18 protein-coding genes are annotated in these 18,739 nt (G+C 62.6%); 7 read left to right on the plus strand and 11 right to left on the minus strand.

The window, feature by feature from the left end; translation table 11 throughout:
- Positions 1-40: 40 nt before the first annotated feature.
- Entirely contained in the window at positions 41-2,170 is a 2,130-nt protein-coding gene (locus J5J06_01015) for a hypothetical protein (protein MCO6435650.1), read from the plus strand.
- A 163-nt stretch (positions 2,171-2,333) separates the two neighbouring features.
- Here the strand turns inward: J5J06_01015 and J5J06_01020 are convergent, their stop codons facing one another.
- From J5J06_01020 to J5J06_01040, 5 genes are all read right to left on the minus strand, one after another.
- Positions 2,334-2,720, minus strand: a complete 387-nt coding sequence (locus tag J5J06_01020) for a hypothetical protein (GenBank protein ID MCO6435651.1) — start codon at positions 2,718-2,720, stop codon at positions 2,334-2,336.
- 15 nt (positions 2,721-2,735) lie between these two features.
- Positions 2,736-4,187: an NADPH-dependent glutamate synthase gene (gltA, locus tag J5J06_01025; protein MCO6435652.1), complete on the minus strand. Its 1,452-nt coding sequence runs from the start codon at positions 4,185-4,187 to the stop codon at positions 2,736-2,738.
- Positions 4,188-4,232: 45 nt separating this feature from the next.
- Positions 4,233-5,126 (minus strand): sulfide/dihydroorotate dehydrogenase-like FAD/NAD-binding protein, encoded by an 894-nt coding sequence (locus J5J06_01030; GenBank protein ID MCO6435653.1) that lies wholly within the window; start codon positions 5,124-5,126, stop codon positions 4,233-4,235.
- 191 nt (positions 5,127-5,317) lie between these two features.
- Positions 5,318-5,782 (minus strand): hypothetical protein, encoded by a 465-nt coding sequence (locus J5J06_01035; GenBank protein MCO6435654.1) that lies wholly within the window; start codon positions 5,780-5,782, stop codon positions 5,318-5,320.
- Between the two features lie 72 nt (positions 5,783-5,854).
- A complete protein-coding gene (locus J5J06_01040) occupies positions 5,855-6,343 on the minus strand; it encodes a GNAT family N-acetyltransferase (GenBank protein ID MCO6435655.1) in 489 nt (162 codons plus the stop codon).
- A 203-nt stretch (positions 6,344-6,546) separates the two neighbouring features.
- Here J5J06_01040 and J5J06_01045 point away from each other — a divergent pair, with 203 nt between their 5' ends.
- Complete coding sequence (locus J5J06_01045; protein MCO6435656.1) at positions 6,547-7,341, plus strand: PIG-L family deacetylase; 795 nt, start codon at positions 6,547-6,549, stop codon at positions 7,339-7,341.
- A 120-nt stretch (positions 7,342-7,461) separates the two neighbouring features.
- Entirely contained in the window at positions 7,462-8,103 is a 642-nt protein-coding gene (locus tag J5J06_01050; GenBank protein ID MCO6435657.1) for a hypothetical protein, read from the plus strand.
- Here J5J06_01050 and J5J06_01055 read toward each other — a convergent pair.
- Entirely contained in the window at positions 8,096-8,434 is a 339-nt protein-coding gene (locus J5J06_01055; protein MCO6435658.1) for a nucleotide pyrophosphohydrolase, read from the minus strand. The genes J5J06_01050 and J5J06_01055 overlap by 8 nt on opposite strands.
- 577 nt (positions 8,435-9,011) lie before the next feature.
- On the opposite strand from J5J06_01055, the gene J5J06_01060 reads away from it, so the two are divergent.
- The 3 genes from J5J06_01060 to J5J06_01070 all read left to right on the plus strand — a co-directional run bounded on the left by J5J06_01060 (position 9,012) and on the right by J5J06_01070 (position 12,434).
- Positions 9,012-10,259, plus strand: coding sequence for a GyrI-like domain-containing protein (locus tag J5J06_01060; protein ID MCO6435659.1), 1,248 nt, complete (start codon positions 9,012-9,014; stop codon positions 10,257-10,259).
- Positions 10,260-10,489: 230 nt separating this feature from the next.
- Positions 10,490-11,593, plus strand: coding sequence for an acetyl-CoA carboxylase carboxyltransferase subunit alpha (locus tag J5J06_01065; protein MCO6435660.1), 1,104 nt, complete (start codon positions 10,490-10,492; stop codon positions 11,591-11,593).
- 100 nt (positions 11,594-11,693) lie between these two features.
- Positions 11,694-12,434, plus strand: a complete 741-nt coding sequence (locus J5J06_01070; GenBank protein ID MCO6435661.1) for a murein peptide amidase A — start codon at positions 11,694-11,696, stop codon at positions 12,432-12,434.
- 74 nt (positions 12,435-12,508) lie between these two features.
- Here J5J06_01070 and J5J06_01075 read toward each other — a convergent pair whose 3' ends face one another.
- Together J5J06_01075 and J5J06_01080 are read right to left on the minus strand one after the other, a co-directional pair.
- Positions 12,509-13,639 carry a M20/M25/M40 family metallo-hydrolase gene (locus tag J5J06_01075; GenBank protein MCO6435662.1) on the minus strand — a complete coding sequence of 377 codons (1,131 nt, stop codon included), beginning with the start codon at positions 13,637-13,639 and terminating at the stop codon, positions 12,509-12,511.
- Between the two features lie 47 nt (positions 13,640-13,686).
- Positions 13,687-14,049 carry a hypothetical protein gene (locus J5J06_01080; GenBank protein MCO6435663.1) on the minus strand — a complete coding sequence of 121 codons (363 nt, stop codon included), beginning with the start codon at positions 14,047-14,049 and terminating at the stop codon, positions 13,687-13,689.
- Between the two features lie 185 nt (positions 14,050-14,234).
- Here J5J06_01080 and J5J06_01085 point away from each other — a divergent pair, with 185 nt between their 5' ends.
- Positions 14,235-15,611 carry an MFS transporter gene (locus J5J06_01085; protein MCO6435664.1) on the plus strand — a complete coding sequence of 459 codons (1,377 nt, stop codon included), beginning with the start codon at positions 14,235-14,237 and terminating at the stop codon, positions 15,609-15,611.
- A 152-nt stretch (positions 15,612-15,763) separates the two neighbouring features.
- Here J5J06_01085 and J5J06_01090 read toward each other — a convergent pair whose 3' ends face one another.
- From J5J06_01090 to J5J06_01100, 3 genes are all read right to left on the minus strand, one after another.
- On the minus strand, positions 15,764-16,759 hold the full coding sequence (locus J5J06_01090) for a hypothetical protein (GenBank protein ID MCO6435665.1): 996 nt from the start codon (positions 16,757-16,759) through the stop codon (positions 15,764-15,766).
- Positions 16,760-17,397: 638 nt separating this feature from the next.
- Positions 17,398-17,958, minus strand: coding sequence for a sigma-70 family RNA polymerase sigma factor (locus J5J06_01095; GenBank protein ID MCO6435666.1), 561 nt, complete (start codon positions 17,956-17,958; stop codon positions 17,398-17,400).
- A 136-nt stretch (positions 17,959-18,094) separates the two neighbouring features.
- Positions 18,095-18,607, minus strand: coding sequence for a phosphatidylglycerophosphatase A (locus J5J06_01100; GenBank protein ID MCO6435667.1), 513 nt, complete (start codon positions 18,605-18,607; stop codon positions 18,095-18,097).
- Positions 18,608-18,739: the final 132 nt, after the last annotated feature.

Consider the following 18,739-nt stretch of genomic DNA (forward strand, 5'->3'; position numbering starts at 1 on the left):
CTTTCTTTCAGGTCTGTTTGGCTCGTAAGTGAGAAAGTACATGAACTTCCATCATTTACCGGCTCGCTTCGCGATCACCGCTCTCTTGCTCACTCTCGGCGTGTCTGTTTGGCTCATAGGAAGCTCATGCAGCGTGGAGCGGGGTCCCGGAGGAACGGCAACAATCACGCTCAGTGGCACGTCCGTCGGGCTGAATCTGGGACCTACCGGCGTATTCAACCTCACCCCCGGAACGATCATTCAGAAGATCATTGACGCCGTGGGCTACATCGGCGGAACGCCCGAAGACGCACCCGCGTCCGCGAGCATGCGTCTGCGCGCGTCGAGCATAACCTATCAGTCGTCCGATTCCGGCAAGTCGAGCATCGCCCTCCAGAGCGCAATGGGAACCGCCAACCTCAAGGTCGTCATCGACGCCTCCGGAGCGGCCGATCCGTGCGCGACGGGAACCGAGGTCGGCACCTACGAGATTCAGGTCGCAGCAAACGGCGTGATTACCGTCGTGGATGAAGAGCTCGCCTTGACGGTCTCGGCAATGAATCTCATCCTCGGCGATGACATCAGCCTGTGCCTGGAGATGACCTCGGATCTGACCGGGACGATGCAGATCAGCGGGCTCGATGTCGTCTTTGGACCTTCTCAGGACGGTGCAGACGACGGCGACGTGTCCGCCTCGTTTACGTTGATCAACTTCGAAAGCACGGGCATTAACATCGCCGCGCCGGGTGATGAAGCGGACGCGGAAAACTATGTCTACCCGGGCATCTGGAAGGACGAGACAATCGACAATCTCGCCATCAACGACCTCGTGACCTTCCGCGCCATCGATTGTCCCGGCAGCGGCGCCCCGGCCTCTTGTACCGATGGAGACGTGCTCGACACGGCCACCTGCCCGCGTATCGACCAGGGCAACTACCATGCCTTCGTTGTGTGGTACAACTCCGAACTCTCGTGCGGTCTGATCGATTTGTCTGACGATCGGGCGTGCTGTCTTCCCGACGGAAACTGCCTGGAGCTGACACCCGAAGCGTGCGGCGACCTGCACGGCAAGTCGGGCCCCGAGGGGCAAACGTGCGCAAACGCCGTGTGCCAGGGGGCCTGTTGCGTTTCCGGACCCTGCGTCACCGATGCCCTCGCCGGGATTACGACTTGCGGAACCTGTCAGGTCACGACGCTTGAAGGATGCCAGGCGCTGCTCGGGACCTTTCAGGGGCTTGATGTCCCATGCGACCCCTGGCCCTGCTGGTCCGGGCAGGTTGCGCCCGAGGACTACTTTGCCTGCTGCTTCCCCCGGTCCCCGGGCTACCCGCCGGCCTGTGCCGATGACCTCCCGGCCGACTTCTGTGATGAAGGAGGCGGTGTCCCGCAGTCCGCTGGCGTCCGCTGCGCCGATAACCCCTGTCCCGAGGCGTGTTGTTTTCCGGATGGAACGTGCGAGGACCTGACGACCGACGTTTGCCTGTCCGGCGGAGACGTTGTCGGCGAATCTGCCGGAACACCTCAGGGCGTGGGGACGGACTGTGCCACGACAACTTGTCCGGACATAACGACGGTCCAAGGCGGATGCTGCTTTGACGACACGGTGGGCTGCTTCGTCCACACCTACGACGAATGCAGTCGCTTCGGCGGGGAGTTCATGCCCGATTGTGAACCTGCCCCGCGCAGTCCGTGCGACTTCGCCTGCTGCTTGAGCGACGGCACGTGCACCATGAATCTCTCGGTGAATGACTGCCAGGACCAGAACGGGCTGGTCTTTCCGCGGGGCGAGCTTTGCGATGCGGTTGACTGTCCCGTACGGGACTTCGTCGTCTGGTACACTGGTAACGTCTGCTGCTGGGGTGCGCCGCTGTTATACATCTCGGACCGGGATTCGTTCGAAGGAACCGCCCTCCGCAGTAGCTTCCCCGGCGGGGGAATCGATCCCACGGAGCTCGTCGTCAAGGTCCTGCTGCAGGCCGGCTTCGACACGCGCGAGGACGCCCAGGCGTGGATCTGCCCGCAGTTTACATCCTCATCGTTCCACTACTGGTGCGGGCGCCACTACCAGATGGGCGGGGTCAACTGGCAGCCGGGAGGGCTCGGCTGCGACCTCGGCGGTCTGCCCGACAACCCCAACCCGCCGCTGCACCCCGATGCCGACGTTTGCACGAACGGATTCGAGTTTCCCTGACGCGGCCGGACGCCAATCTTGATTCGTGCACGGGTCGCCGACGGAGCCTGCGGCGGCTTGACAGACATGGGCATGGCATTGCCCGCGCGGACCGGAGCGCGGCCAGCATCGTCGGGTGCCATGACCAGGGAGTTAGCGACCTGGCCACGATATCTACCCGAACCTACATGGGTGTTCTCAGCGCTTCCACGAGCGCCTTCAGCAGTGCCATTGCGTTGTTGTGGTGAGCGCGAATCCGCTCGTGGAATTCGGCGATCTGTTGGTGGCTTCGGGCCAGACCACTCATGGTCGAATCGGAGACTGTACCCGATTGCCCGGAGCGCTCGATGGCGGTTAGTGCCTCCTTGTGCGACGCAAGATCGCCCTCGTGGCGATGCAGGGCTTTTCCGTGGTTCACAACCGATTGAGCGATGTGTTCGAGGTCGGTGAGGGCTTTTCGGTGATCCGCCTGCCAGCGGCGGATGTCGCGCTCCCACTGATCATGCTCACAGTGCCATCGCGAGCAATCGGACTCCGACTTGGTGGGACCCTCCGGCGCTTCCGTCGGCATTCGAGCACCTCGCTTTCACACCGCCGCCGCAGCTTCCTCTCGCTCGTCCGGTGATTTCTTCCCACTCAGCAGATACTCGTGAATCGCTCCCGCGGCGTTCTTGCCGTCGCCCATGGCCAGGATCACCGTCGCCCCGCCGCGGACGATGTCTCCACCCGCGAAGACGCCCGGGATACTGGTCATGTTGTTCTCGTCGACGATGATGTTGCCCCACTTGTTGGTCTCCAGGCCCGGCGTGGTCTGGGTGAGCAGGGGGTTGGCCTTGGTGCCGATGGCCTGGATGAACACCTTACATGGAATCTCGAACTCGCTGCCTTGGATGGGCACGGGGCGCCGCCGGCCGGAGGCGTCCGGCTCGCCGAGTTGCATCTGGATGCACTTCACCGCCCGGACCCAGCCGTTCTCATCGCCCAGCACTTCCACCGGGCTGCACAGGAAGCGAAAGACCACGCCCTCTTCCTCGGCGTGCTTCACCTCCTCGACCCGCGCCGGCATCTCCTCCCGCGAGCGGCGGTAGACCAGCGTGGCCGGGTCGGCCCCCAGGCGACGGGCCGTGCGCACACCGTCCATGGCCGTATTACCCCCGCCGCAGACCACTGCCTCCGTGGCCGGGATGACCGGTGTGTCGGATCCTTCGCCGAGGTACGCGGCCATGAGATTCACACGGGTCAGGAACTCGTTGGCGGAGTAGACGCCCTTGAGGTTTTCGCCTGGGATGCCCTGGAACACGGGAAGGCCCGCTCCGTTGGCGATGAACACGGCGTCGAAGCCTTCTTCGTTGAGCAGTTCGTGGATGGTGTAGGTCTGCCCGATGATCACGTCGGTGATGATCTCCACCCCGCGCTTGCGGAGCGATTCCACCTCGTCATCGACGATGATCTTCGGCAGGCGGAACTCAGGGATGCCGTAAACCAGCACGCCGCCGGGTCGATGCAAGGCCTCATACACGGTGACGGCGTGCCCGCGCTTGGCCAGTTCCCCGGCGCAGGTCAATCCGCCCGGACCCGATCCGACCACGGCCACCCGCTTGCCCGTCTGCGCCGGCCGTTCGAAGAGCTCCTTGCGATGCACGCGGGCCCAATCGGCGACGAACCGCTCCAGGTAGCCGATCCCCACCGGCGAGCCCTTCTTCGCCCGGACGCACACTTCCTCGCACTGCGTCTCCTGCGGACAGACCCGGCCGGTGATGCCCGGGAGGACGTTGTCCGCGAAGAGGATGTCGGCCGCGGCGGACAAGTCGTTGCGAGCGACGGCGTCCACGAAGGCGGGAATGTTCACGCCCACGGGACACCCGCGGATGCACTTGGCGTCCTTGCACTGCAAGCAGCGTTCGGCCTCCAATCCCGCGGCCTCGGCCGAGTATCCGCAGTTCACTTCCTGAAAGCAGTGGGCGCGGACGTCGGCCTCCATTTCGGGCATGGACTGACGCGGGATCTTCATCCGTTCCGAGGGCTTCATCGTGCTCATCGTGGTACCTTTCGAGGACTCGACCCGCTGCGTTGCGGGGAATCATCACTTCGCCGTTTCCGTCTGCTCCAATTCCGCCATGCGACAAGTTGTCGTCGTGCATCCGCCCGAAGCCTGCAACTCGTGCAGCCGATTCCAGGCCAGCGCCTCCTGCTCCCGATAGGTCGTGAGCCGGTCCGCCAGCTCCTTGAAATCAACCAGGTGGGCGTCGAATTCCGGCCCATCCACGCAGGCGAATTTCATCTGCCCGTCCACCGTTACCCGGCACCCACCGCACATGCCCGTGCCGTCGACCATGACAGGGTTCAGCGAAACAATCGTGTGAATCTTGAGAGGACGGGTAACCTCGGCCACAGCCCGCATCATCGGCACGGGCCCCGCAGCCAACACCGCCCCCACGTCTCCACTCTGCTCGATAAGCTCCTTCAGCTTATTCGTGACAAAGCCCTTAAAGCCGTAACTGCCATCATCCGTACAGGGGTAGACGTTGTCGCAGTACTGGGAAAGCTCTTTCTCAAGGATGACGTATTCCCCGGAGCGTCCGCCCATGATCGCCGAGACCTTGTTGCCTGCGCGACGCAGGGCGCCCGCTTGCGGATAGATCACGGCCGTGCCCACGCCGCCGCCGACCAGCACGGCGTGGCCGAAGTTCTCGATCTCCGTGGGCTTGCCCATCGGGCCGGCGACGTTGGCAATCGAGTCACCCTGTTCGAGAGCGCAAAGCTTCTCTGTAGTCGCTCCGACAACCTGAATGATCAGGGTGATCGTTCCGTTCTCAGCATTGGAATCGGCGATGGTCAGGGGGATTCGCTCCCCACCGTCGTGGACGCGGAGGATGACGAAGTGACCGGGTTCGTGCCGCCGGGCCACGCGCGGTGCGTGCACGACAAGCCGGCGAACCTTGGGCGCCAGCCAGCAGGCCTCCTGAACGGGGAACATGCGCTCTCCTTTTTCTGATGCGAATGAACCGACGCCGCGAGCGCGAATCTCGCGCGGATTCCGGCCCGGACGGCGCACCCGCGACAGGATGGGCAATCTCCATGCCAGAGTCGTCGTGGCTAGTCCGTGGAGCCTCGGTTTCTTTGTCTGGTTTATTTATTGAAGCAAAAGGCAAATCGTCGCCCTTGGCATCACCGGCTGACCACTTGCCAAGGCCCGTCGCTTTCGGCGACCTCATCCGCGGCGATGCGGCGGGCAATGGTGATATCGCGCAGCCAGCGGCGGCATCGGTCGATGCCTTGCATGACATAACCCACACCAGCCCCCGCCACGAGGAGCGATGCCGCGATCGACAATGCGTGCGGTTCAGGCGCGGTGAACGCCGGGATCGCGAATATGGGCGTTACCGCCAGAAAGGCGGCGGCGCCGACAAAGCTCCGGATGACGGAAGCCAATCCGCCCGGAAACGGGACATAAATACCCTTCATTTTCAACGGGCGAGCGTTGTACTCGTTCCCACACTCGGGACAGTGATAGCAGAACGGGAGGGTCCGGAGGTTGTAACCGCACCGGCCGCAGTACACCGAGCCGGTGATACGCCGGTCGGTGAACATCTCCTCTTCAATCCGTTCGAGGTCGCCGCTGGAGAGGGACATGATCCAAGCGCTTCGGTCGTGGTTAGCCGGAGTTTCCGCAAGTTGCCTCAGCGATGGCGACGGCTGACAGGCTTACGAGCCATAGCGAATCAGCGGGAGTTCCATCACGATTTCGTCGCGAATACGCACATTGTGCTCGCCGAACTCGGGAATTTCCGGCTTGATCTTTCGCGCCTCGTCCACGACGCCGAGGTTGATGGCCGTCATACGAAACCCGAGCCGCTGATAGAAGCCAATGGCCTTGATCTTGTCGTTTGTCGTTGTAAGCCAGACCTTCTTGCATTGATGACATCGGGCTTTTTCAATCGCGTCGAGCATGAGCGACGATCCGATGCCCGCGCCCGGAATCGTGCTGTTGAGCGTCAGAATCTCCATCACGCCATCTTCAACTTGGTAAGTCAGCAGCCCGACGATTTGCCCGTCGCGGCGCTCGATGAGCCCCGGCCCTTCGTGGGGATAGAACTTTCGTCCCCGGCTCATGATCGCGCGGCTGTGCCAGTGCCGCTCGATGAACCGGGCAACCTCGTCCCGATCGCAATCCTGTATCTCCCCGCGTGTCATGTCGTACTGGATGTCCTCCCGAGCCCAATCAGTCTATCCGCTGTCGGCGGAAGTTGCCAGCGGCTTGCCGTGGCACGCCGGGCGAGTTGTCGCTCCGAAGGGGTTTCCCTATAGTCTTTCCGTTCCCACGCGAGGTCGCGCCCCGTCTCGCCAAGGGCGGCCGCTTCGTCCATTCCGTGCCTCGAGACCGGAGCCCCATATTCATGGCCTCAATGCAACTCGACATCGTCTTTGCGGCACCCCATCCCGACGACCTCGAGATCGGCATGGGGGGCACCATTGCCAAACTGGTCAAGCAGGGGTACCGCGTGGGCATGGTCCACATGACCAACGGTGAGCCGACCCCTCGCGGCACGCCGGAAACACGCCTTCGGGAAATGCGTGCCGCGGCCGATGTTCTCGGAGTCGCCGTCTGCGACATGCTCGACTTGCCCAATCGCGTGCTGATGGACGGCCCGGAGGCCCGCTATGCCGTGGCCACGGCGCTGCGGCGCTATCGCCCGAAGATTCTCGTGGGCATGGCCGGCCGGACGCCGTCGGCCTCGCCGGATCACTACCAGGCGCAACTGATCACGGAGGCTTCCCGCTTCTACTCCCAGTTCACCAAGTGGAACGACCGCTTCGACCAAACGGAGCCCTGGCGGGTCGATCACCTCGTTTACCGTCCGACGCGGATCGCGGCCGAGGTAACCCACTGGTTCTGCCAATTCGTCGTGGACATTACCGACACGATCGAGCAGAAGATCGAGGCCATTCGTTGCTACAAGTCGCAGTTCGACGACCGCCGTTTCGAAGGTTTGGCCCACTATGTTCGCTCGTGGGCGGGCACGGAGGGTGGCGCCGTCGGGGTACGCTACGGCGAGCTTTATGCGTTGCCGCGTCCTCTGGGCGTTGAGGACATGATCGGCGTGCTGGGCCATTGGCGGATACCGCCGCCGTTCGACGCCACGGGATCAACCATCGATCCCGCCCGGCAGCCGGGTGAAGCGCTGGGATAGATTCCCGGGATTTTCCGGCTCGCATTTCATTCGCGTTGACGCTGCAGCGATCGCCGATAGAACTGTCGTTAACGATCGCAAACAGGCGCGGGTCCAAACGCAACGTCGGGAGCGAAACGCATGGAACTCTTCATTGATGAGCGGCGCGTGGATGTATCCATGCCGGAAGTTCAAAGCCTCGAGGAGGCCGTGCGCCATGTCCAGCATCACCTTTGCGGGCCCGGACGGCTCGTCGTGGGCATGCGCTGCGACGGCAAGGAGATTCCTGCTGCGGGAATGGCCGAGACCCTGGCTCGACCTGTGGCCGAGGTCGCGCGCGTCGACGTGATCACGGGGACCCGCCGGGATCTTGTCGTGGATGCCATGACCCATGCTTCCCAACTACTCCAGGAAGCCCAGGAGACCTGCGAGCGCGTCGCGGGATTGCTGGTCGAAGGGAAGACGCAGGAGGGGATAGAGACCCTCGGCGAATGTACGCGGGCCTGGCAGCAGATCCACGAAGCGCTCCTTCAGTCGCTGCGGATGCTCGATTCCGATGTGGCCGGGTTGAAAGTGCGGGATATGACGTTTGAACAGGCATTGGAGCGGCCACGCGAGGCGCTGCTCCAGATTCGCCAATCGCTTCAGGCCGGCGACTACGTTACCCTGGCCGATGTGCTCCAATACGAATTTGCCGAGGCGACGGAGCTGTGGCAAGCGATGATGGCCATGGTCCGTCGTCTCGCCGAGGAGTTGCCGCAGTCGGGCGACGCGTCTACTTGAATCTCCCCCGGAAGGCATCCGCCGGGTATTTCTCGGCGTTTTTCTTCATTTTCGCCTCGAACGCCGCGGCGAGATCGATCCCCATGCTGTTGGCGAACGAGAGCAGGTACGCGGCAATGTCCGCGACCTCCTCGGTGATCTCCGCCATCATCGCGCGGTCGTCCCGCACCGCCGGAAGCTGTTCACTGCGTAACCACTGGAAGTGCTCCATGAGCTCGGCGGTCTCGATGGCCAGTGACATCGCAAGGTTCTTGGGGTCATGAAACGGTTGCCAGTCCCGTTCGGCTACGAATTCGGCCATGTGACGCTTTAGCTCCGCCACCGTTGTCATCGAATCTTGCACTGCAACGTCCTCCCAGTCTGACACTGTCTCCCGCGTCTCGTGACCAAAAGGGCGTGATCGTACCCGGTCGTGGAGAAATCGAACAGAATGGAGCGGTGCCGCGCGCTGGCCGCACATCCGACAGCTCTCTGGAGGCGTTCGTCAGCGTCTGCGTCAATGGAATTTAACGTTTGGGTCTGCTGACGTCCGCAGGCCGCCGCGGCGATCGGTTCAGAACCGGACGGCGTGAGGCAGATCGCCATGAACACGAGCATTGATTTCCGAGCGATTCTCGGACGCCCGCCCCAACGACTGGCTTAAACTCCGGCGCACGTGCCAGCAAACAAGGTTCATCGAACACTCATGAAGCACTGCACGCCCGCGCAGCGGTGACGGGCATGAAGTTGCCCTTGATATGAACCGGGTTCGAATGCATTACCGGGCTCCCCATCGCGGTGCCTTTTTTCTTGCGGTCGGATTGAAAAAAGTGTTCAATGAACGCTTGTTTGGTATCCCCTCCGGGCTCTAACGACGCATCTGCGCGAAGATCGCAACCGTGTGCGCGATCGGCGGTACGAAAGGGATCATGGTTATTTCGGGTGGACTTGGTCGCGCGCGGCGTGTGCGGGGGATTTCCCTCGTGGGTGCCCTGTGCGCCTGCTGGATGTCTCCGTGGTCGGCACATGCCGGGACGGCTTCGCCACCGGAAGACGCGGCAGTCAGCGTGCGAACGCTCCCGGCCGGGCGGTTTGTGTACGTGACGTACACCGGTCCCTACTGGGCCGTCGGTCCGCGCCTTGCCCAGGTGCGGGCGGACATGGCTCGCGCCGACGCGCCGGAATGCAAGCTGCTGGTTCGCTATCTGGATGATCCGCAGACGACCTATCCGAGCCGGATGCGCATTCAGGTCGGATTCCTCGCTCCGGATTCGTTTCAAGCGGGATCGGCATACTCTGCCGTCGACTGGCCGGAAACCAGAGCGGCGGGTGTCGATCTTGGTACGGCGCGATCCTCTCCACGCCGGTCCATGGCGGAGCTCAGCGCCTGGGCGCTGGATCAGGGGCTTGAGATCTGCGGCCCCCTAATGGAGATCTACGAGAATCCGTCTGTTGGCAGTGGCGAGCTGGAAACGACCGTACTGCTTCCCGTCCAGGTATTGCCCAATGTGATAGCGCCGGAATTTCCCACTCTTTCAAGTGAAGTAACAACGGCGGGGGAGCAGCAAGCGGCGGTCGAGCCTGCTTCCGCGGGAGGCGTGACAAACAACGAACGCACCCTTGTCCACGCGGAGAATCCGGTGGGATTCCACGACACGCCGCGTCCCAGCGAATCCAGTGCCGTGGTTGGGGCAACGTTGCCGGGGGCCCACCAGAGAATTAAGGAATCGGGCTCGCCCCCCCACGAGGATGATCTGGCGCCCAAGGAGCGCGTCATTGTAGATGGGCTCTTGGGTGGTCAGGACGCTTCCCACAAGACGTGGGACGCAATGATCACACTCCGCGTTCGCGCCGTTGCCAGAGCTTTGGCACGCCGGGGAAGTTCCTCTGCGCCCCGAGTCGGAGCGCTTTCCGCGGCGCTGGATCGACGTTTTACGGAAGTCTGGGGCGCCGATGCCGGGGATGTCAGCCGGCACCCGTTGTCATCCCCGAATGATGCGAATTCGAGCGTTCGACAGAATGCCTTGCGTGAAGTGGACCATCTGCTGGGACAAATGGCGGTTCGGACCATTTCCGACGATGCAGCGGCGGACCGCCTCGTGGAACTTCTCGGGCAGATGGCGGCTCGTTTTGGCAGCGCCGGCGAGGCCAACGCGGCCATGATTCCGGACAATTGAGTTTGCGAGATGGCGCAGGAACTGCCGATAACCTCTGCTGTAGCGTGTCTCGACTTTGTCAGTTGGCGACAAAGCGCCCGATATTGTGACACTCAGCACTTGTCGAATTGCCGTTCCGCGGTAACCTGTAGGGGAGAAATTGATCATCCCAAGGCGCGGAGCCTCGGTCGTGGCGGCACTCAGGTCGGCCGAGGACATTGGACCTACGAAATCAACGCGGATCAATCGATATGACGACCGTACCGGATTCTCGGGCGGCGGTTCCTGCCGTCCAATACCTTGAGTTTGAGCGTTCGCTCCAGCAGATCGATCGTGCGATCGCAGAATTGGGGCAGCGGGCGAGCACCAACGGCAACGATGCGGGTGAAGAGATTCGCCGTCTGAGCGAGCAGTATCAGGCGACACTGAAGCGCATCTACTCGGGATTGACGCCGTGGGAGACAGTTCTGGTAGCCCGCCACAGCGCCCGGCCGCTGGTTCCAGATTACCTCCGCATGATCTTTCGCGATTTCTGTGAGCTTCACGGGGACCGCGCCTATGGCGACGACAAGGCGATCATCACCGGGTTTGCTCGAATCGGGGCACACAAGGTGATGGTCATGGGCCACAACAAGGGTAAGGATACGAAGGAGCGCGTGGCGTGCCACTTCGGATGTGCCCATCCGGAAGGATATCGCAAGGCCCTGCTCAAGATGCGGCTGGCAGAGAAGTTCGGGCTCCCGGTCGTCTGTCTGGTTGACACGCAGGGTGCGTATCCGGGCATTGGGGCCGAGGAGCGCGGGATTGCCCAAGCCATCGCGGTAAACCTGATGGAGATGTCCCGCCTGCGGACGCCGGTCGTTTGCGTGGTGATCGGCGAGGGCGGCAGCGGGGGAGCACTCGGGCTGGGTGTGGGCGACCGCGTGGCCATGTTCCGCAACGCGTTCTATTCCGTCATTTCGCCGGAAGGATGCGCGGCGATTCTGTGGAAGACGGCGGAGCGAAGGCAGCATGCCGCCGAAGCTCTGAAGCTCACGGCCGCGGATCTCAAGGGTCTCAACATCATCGACGACATCATTGACGAGCCCGTCGGCGGGGCGCACCGCGATCCCGAGGCGGCGGCGGAGAACCTCGAGAAGTACATCACCGAGTCGCTGACGCACCTGAAGCGGATGACGCTGGAATCGCTGGTGGCCAAGCGGCAGGAGCGAATCCGCAATCTGGGCCGGTTCTTCGAATCGGCCAGCGAACCTGTGCGCGGGAAGGTTACCAAGCAGCGGAGTGCCCGCCGACTCACGAGTCGAAGCAACCGCCTGGCTGCACCGGTCTCGCGTTCGCGCGACGTGGCGTCGTAGACGAATTCCGCCACAGAGGAACGTAACAGGTCCATTTTCATTGACCGCCGGGCGTTCGGGCTGGCCGCGGTTTTCTTCCACGCCATGATCGAGGTTTTGGTTGCCCGTGATCCTGCTGGGACGATCGATCGAAGGCCGGCGCATCGAGGCTTTCGAAATCGGTCGCGGCGGGCGTCCTCGCGTATTGATTCTGGGGGGCACGCACGGCGACGAGCCGAAGAGCGTCGATATTGCACAGCGATTGATCCGCTCACTCGCCCAGATTTTTGAAGGCGGATCAGGATCGCGCGGGCTCAAGCCTGCGGCTCGGAAGAACAGCCGGGAGACGCATTGGCTGATCGTGCCCTGCGTGAACCCGGACGGGTTTGCGTTGCGGAAGCGGCGTAACGCGCGAGGTGTGGACATCAATCGCAATTTCCCAACGGATAATTGGACACTGCTGGCGGAGCGAAGTCGCATGTACGGGGGCTCAAGGCCGGCAAGCGAGCCGGAGACGCGGGCGGTCATCCGCGCTGTGGAGCACCATCAGCCTGCGCTTATCGTGACCATCCACTCCATCGATCGGAATCGCTATTGCGTCAACTACGACGGCCCGGCGAGGCGCGTCGCTAAGCGCATGTCTCGCGTGAACGGCTATCCCCTGGCAGAGAGCATCGGTTACCCCACGCCGGGGAGCTTCGGCACCTGGGCGGGCATCGAGCAGGGCATCCCGACGATCACTCTGGAACTGCCATCGCATCATTCCGCGAAGCGGTGCTGGGAGGACAACGCGGCCGCGCTGCTGGGGGTCGCCGTTTCCACGGGCACTCGCGCACAGGCCAAGTTCAGTGTGCTTCGTTAGCGGCGGGCCTGGATTCCGGCCTTCACCGGAATGACGCGTTCAATGGCCCTTCGACGCTCCTGGTTGAGCGAGCTCTACGCCGGTTTCCTGACGGATCGGCGCAGAAGGGTGCGGTAGGTTTTTTCCAGGTCGATGATGCGATCGTACAGCACATCGTCCCGGCCGGCGTAGGCATGGGGGGTGCGGGCCAGCTCCACGAACCATTTCACCACGTTCTCGAAGTCGCTCAGGTCGATGAACTCCGGGGCGATCTTGCGGCGCTTGGCATCGATGTTGTGGTAGTTACCCAGGGCGAGGCACATGCCGGTGGCCTCGTAGCCCAGCACGCAGTAGGCGCTGGACTCGCACGTGCCGCCGTCCATGAGCTTGCGCTGATATTTGAAGGAGGAGTCGGTCGAGGCCAGCTCGCGGGCGACGCGGTGACAGAACGATGTCACCGCAGGCGTGAACGTGCTGGCGCGATCGCCGACGCGGAGGATAGGTCCGTCACCCATGCGGGCATTGGGAAGCTGGGAGCTGTTCTCCATGGCTACGACAAGGCATTTCTTCGGAATGGTCTTGAGCCGGGCGGCGGCGATGGCCCCGATGAAGCCGACCTCCTCGGCCCGCGTGAAGAGGTAATACGTGTCGCAGGAAACGTTGCGGCGGACGAGCGATTCCATGGCGCAGAGCATGGCCGACGCCCCGGCGATGTCGTCGCATCCGCGGGCATGAATGCGCCCGTTCCGGATCTGCGGATCGGGCAGGTCCCACATGCCGACGGTCCCGTGGGGGACGTCGGCCGCGCGAGCGAGTTCCACGGTGCAGGTATCGACGCGTTTCTGCCCATCGCGATCGACGGTCTTGATCGACCTGATCCTACCTTTCACGGCACCGCCGTCGGTGTAAAAGCGTACGCCCGTGCCGACGAAATACTCTTTCGGGACGCCGCCGCGCCAAAAGGCCCGCAGGCGCTTGCCGCCGAGCATCCTGTCCGCGATGAAGCCGGGGTGGTCGAGGTGGGCGGTGATGCACACGGGGCGGGTGACCTTGCGATTGCCCTGGCGAATGTGCACGAGCAGATTGCCGACCTTGTCCTCAGCAACCCGCGGCGTGCCCAGCTTCTGGCAGAATTTTCTCACGTAATCGATGACGGCGTGTTCGGCGAAGGGTGCCGTGGGAATGGAAAGCATATCCTGGAGAATCTTCTGGTGGAGGGCAAGCATGGGAATCCTCACGAGGTCGCCGCGTGAATGACGCGGCGAGGACCGATTCAGGCGGCGACGAGCTTGTGCCGCAGCATCATGAACGCCAGCAGCAGGATCAGGCTGAGCGTGCAGATCGTGCCGCCGAGAAAAAATCCAATCCAGGAAAACACGGGGCGCTCGTTCCGTCGCTGCCCGGCGCTGTTGAAACCCAACACGAACGCTACTCCGCCCAGCAAGATTGATACCGCCAGACACCCGAGCAGGGCGGGTACGAACAGACGCTTCTCGCCGTACACGATGCGGCCGACGTCGGGATTGTAGTTTCTCGCTACCAGCGCCGCACCCGCGACAAACGGTGGCACGGCGAGAATGCCGAGCAGGAGAGCGTACCGGGCCTGCACCTCGAAGCGTCGAAGAGTCGTCACCAAGGCCAATTCTCCGGCGAAAGATCGCGACGATTCCGCGCGAATCGCCCGCATGATGCGTGGACGGATGACAGTCTAGTCGGCCCGCAACGTCCGTCCAGTCGGAGGTATCGGGTTCCGAACGGGCACATCTGCGTGTAAGATCCGCCACGACCGGAGCCTCCCTGTCGTTCAAAGGAGCGCACTCAATGACGAAAGAATTCGTCGCGGCCGAGCCCAGGCTCACGTGGCGCTACCCCGCACGATTCTGGATCGCTAACGTCGGCGAGCTTTTCGAGCGTGCGGCGTACTATGGCATGTTCATTTCGCTGACGCTGTACCTCAGTCGGGTCGTCGAGTTCAGCGATCGGGAGGCGGGCGTGGTTTCCGGGACCTTTGCCGCCGTGCTTTATCTCATGCCGCTATTCATGGGAGCGCTGGCCGACAAGATCGGGTTTCGGCGGGCCTTGATGGCGGCGTTTGCCCTGCTGGCCATCGGGTACTTGCTAATGGGCGCCGTTCCCGGCAAGGTCTCAACGCTTGCGGCGCTGGGGTTCGTCGCGATAGGCGGGGCGATCGTCAAGCCGGTGATCAGCGGGACGGTATCGCTGAGTTCCGACGATACCAACCGCGCCCGGGCCTTTTCGATATTCTACTTCATGGTCAACGTCGGAAGCTTCACGGGCAAGACCGTGGCCGCTCCGCTCCGCGAATATTGGAGCCTCGAGCACATCATGTACTATGCCTCGGCGATGGCCGTCTGCGGGTTCATTGTCACGGCGCTGTTCTATCGCCACGAGGATACTCCCGGCACGGCCAAGCGGCCGAGTGAAGTGCTGACCGGGCTGTTCAAGGTCGTGCTCAACTTCCGGTTTATGGCCCTGATCGTCATCATCGCTGGTTTTTGGTTGATTCAGGGACAGCTGTATGCGAGCATTCCCAAGTACGTCCTGCGCCTGCAGGGCGAAGCGGCCAAGCCCGAATGGCTGGCGAACATCAATCCGCTCATTGTCGTATTGCTGGTCGTGCCCATCACGCATATGGTGCGAAATCTCAAGCCGGTTATCTCGATTGGCATTGGGCTTTTCATCATACCGCTCGCGGCATTGAGCATTGCTCTGACTCCTATGTTGGAAGGAATCGCGGGGTCTTTGATCGATTTCGGTGCCTTCACCCTGCATCCTCTCACGGTGATGGCCATCGTGGGCATTGCCATGATCGGCCTGGCCGAGTGCTTCCTCTCCCCGAAATTCCTGGAGTTCGCGTCGAAACAGGCCCCACCGGGAGAGGAGGGGCTGTACATGGGCTATCAGAATCTGACCGTTTTTATCGCATGGTTCGTAGGATTCATCCTGGCGGGTGACCTGCTAGTTCGCTACTGCCCCGATCCGGCGACGCTGCCGGAAGCCGTGCAACGGCAGTGGGAAACGGCGATCGCGACGGGGAGTGCGTTGCCCGAAGCCTACGCCCATGCCCACTACATCTGGTTCGTGTTCGCGGCGATCGGCGGGGCGGCGTTCGTGGCGTTGTGGATCTTCTGGCTGGTGACCAGTTGGCTGGACAAGAAGGGTGAATCTGCGGGGTAGGAGCCGGCGCGCTAAGCCGGGCGTCAAGCGCTCGGCAGGTGAAGCCGGGCCGAGTGGAAAGACGGAAGCAGCCCACGGCTCCGACGCGAGAGGCGACACATGATTCGCTTTCGCGAGGTCGGTTCCGCGGGCCGCTCCAATCGAATGATCGGTCATTTCGTGGTGACACGCACTGCAAGGGCGATGGCGTCGCCCGCCGAAGTCGTGCTGGGCGCGGCCGCGAGGACCACGTACTCGCCGAGCTTCAGCGTCAACGTCGTGTTGACATCAAACTGCGTGCGACCTTCGGGCTTTTCCTCGTCCGGGCCGAATTCCCCGAAGACCTGTCCGCGAATTTCCATCTGTGCGAATTCCGTTTCCGGCAAGGGCCGGGCGGTTCCTTTCACCGCGAATTCGAGCACTTCGCCGGTGCCGTCGGTCGTTTTACGGTTGATCGCGCTGGAGGACGAGAAGCCTCCCTCGCCGCCCGACGTGATGATAATCGGGGCGAGGTCTTCGATGGCGTTCCATCCTCCCTCGCGCAGAGCCGAGGCGACGGATTGGAGGCTCTTGGGCAGATTCGGGGCATCGCCTCTCGCGTTTCCACTGAGTGATCCGCGGAGAAAGTGGAATTCGAGTTGTAGAGGCGAGGGCGAAGCATCGGCCTCCTTCAGGAATGCTGCGACCCGGGCGACGGACGCCGGTGACGCACGAACCACGAGGCGGTGGTTGAGAGGATCCAATGCGAATTGCTCCCGGGGCTTGCTGAGGATCGTGTCGATAACCGGCCCGAGGGTGGCGGTCGAGACATTGCCGAGCGGCAGAAACGCCGTTGTTGAATCGGAAGACAGGGACGTTGCAGGTTTGTCGAGTTCTTCGACAACGCTGCGCACGGCCCCCATCATTTCCTCGCGGGCTCGGACAATCAGGGTGGTATCGTTCACGGCGGACGCGTGGAAGCCGGCGAGAATCCCGCCTTCGGCGCTGAGTTCCTTCAGCGCGTGGGCGACCGCCGGAGCGTGTGCGTGCTCGAGCCGGAGCACCTGGAGGTTCTTTCCGAGCGTGAGGTCGAATGAACCCGCTTCGGGGGCGGGTGGCTCGGCCAGCGCCGCGGCAGCGATTACACCTGTTACCATCGTCGAGAGCATGAAAAAGCGAGACTGCGTCATGACTATCACTCCTTCGGATCTACTTGTTCAACGTGCCGCGGCGTCCAATGCGCTGAGGCCTCGCAATCGCATCGAACGCGCCGCAGAAAACTCCGTATTCAGCGCTTTGCCCCTGACCCTTCATCCAGGGTTGGAAACAGCCAATACACCTGCACTCCGCCACGCGGATGCGCATCCGCGACGGCGAGAAACCGGCCTTCGCTTGTGCCACGCAGCGTCATACCGGCGATCGGGCCATGTCGCCCGGATGCGAGCGAGGCATCTGGTGGTGCAGCATCGGGCGAATCCGGAACGACCGAGACGTTTGATACTCTTGCGGTCTCACCAGACCGGTTTACAAAGATGAACCCGGCTGTCGCGACGATCGCCACCGCTGCGGCGATTCGCAACATGCGATACGCGCGCGGGAGGCGGGTCCTGGGTGAGCGAATATCCCTTGACGACAGGCCGACGTGTTCCGTAGCGTTTCGCAGTTCGCGGAGGCCGTCGACAACAGCCGTTATCTGTTCGACGTATGCGCGGCACGCGGGGCAGGAGTACAAGTGAGCCTCGTACTCCGGAACCTCGCTGCCGCCGTCGAGTCGATTTTGCCAATAATCTCGCGCTTCTTCGCAACGCATGGGGAAACTCTCCGAGATTCAGAGGTCGTTACGCCCGCTGCCGGGCGCGCCCTCCGCGCAGGTCAGCCGCTTGCGCAAGGCTTCCCTCCCTGCATGGGCATGAACTCGCGCTGTCACGGGCGAGATGCCCAGCACTTCGCCGATCTGCTCGAAGGGCATGTCCTCCAGATGGCGAAGTACAAGCACATCGCGCTGTCGGTCGGGCAATTCGAGCAACGCCGTTCTCAGTCGTGTTGCTTGAGGAGAAAGCTGATCGGTCGTGGACTCTACATGCTTCTCGGCACGAGACGGGAGTAATGATTCCGCTCGTCGGCGCATCCGTTGCCGACGCTTCTGCAGATGGCAGCGTTGCACCACGATTCGCATCAGCCAGTTCCACCATCGATTCGGCTCCTTGACGTCGTTCGCCTTCTGGCGCGCCGTAACCAGCGCGTCCTGCACCACGTCTTCCGCGTCGTGCAGATTCCAAACGAAGCGGTAGGCCAGGCGGACGAGCCGTTGACGTTCCAGCGGATCGAATTCGCCCAACCGGTGGATCGAGGGCGTGGGCGAAGTTTTGTCCGATTGGCCGGACGGCATCTGAATCTCGTCGCGTGCGTTAACCCCGGCGGCCGTGCCGCTCGATCCGTCGAATAGATGGATGCGCGAGCGGCTGCCGGCGTTTAGGCCACACCTTGTTTTTTATTCGCGCAGGTCTTTTCCGGACGCAGTTGGGCTATCCTGGCAAGCCTTGCAGACCGGGGAAGCACCAAGTGAGCAAATGGAGCAGGAGACAGGTGTAGATTCCGGCCACGACGTCATCGCCGACGACGCCCCAGCCTCCGGGCCAGCGGTCTTCGATCCAGCGGGCGGGAGGCACTTTCGCAATGTCGATGGCGCGTTCGAGGAAAAAGGCGATGATCACGATCGGCCAGGAGAAGGGCACAAAGGCGACGCCGATAAGAAACCCGACGATCTCATCCCAGACCAGGGTCGAGCTGTCCTTCTTGCGGAGGATCCGGTCGCCGACATCGTGGAGCCAGACCGCGAACAGCGTCAGTGCGGTAACGAGCGCGAGGTACGCGGCCGGCGGCAGGCCGAGGTAGGTGCTGAGCAACCAGTACAGAGGAACGCCGATCAAGGCGACCGTGACCGTGCCGGATGCCGGCGCATGCCCCAGCGGCCCGAAGGAGCCGATGAGCAGCAGCAGGCGACGAAATGGTGTCCGTTCCTCGGTCAGCACGGACACAAGATGTAACCGGAGTCCGCGCGGGCGGCAATTCAGAGTGGTCAGGGACGACGGCAGAGAAACCGCCGTCTCGACGCCCGAAAAGGGCGAATCTGAACATAACGAGGCGGTAACGCTGCCGTAACATAGCTT

Source organism: Phycisphaerae bacterium, assembly GCA_024102815.1.
Lineage (GTDB): Bacteria > Planctomycetota > Phycisphaerae > UBA1845 > UBA1845 > JAGFJJ01.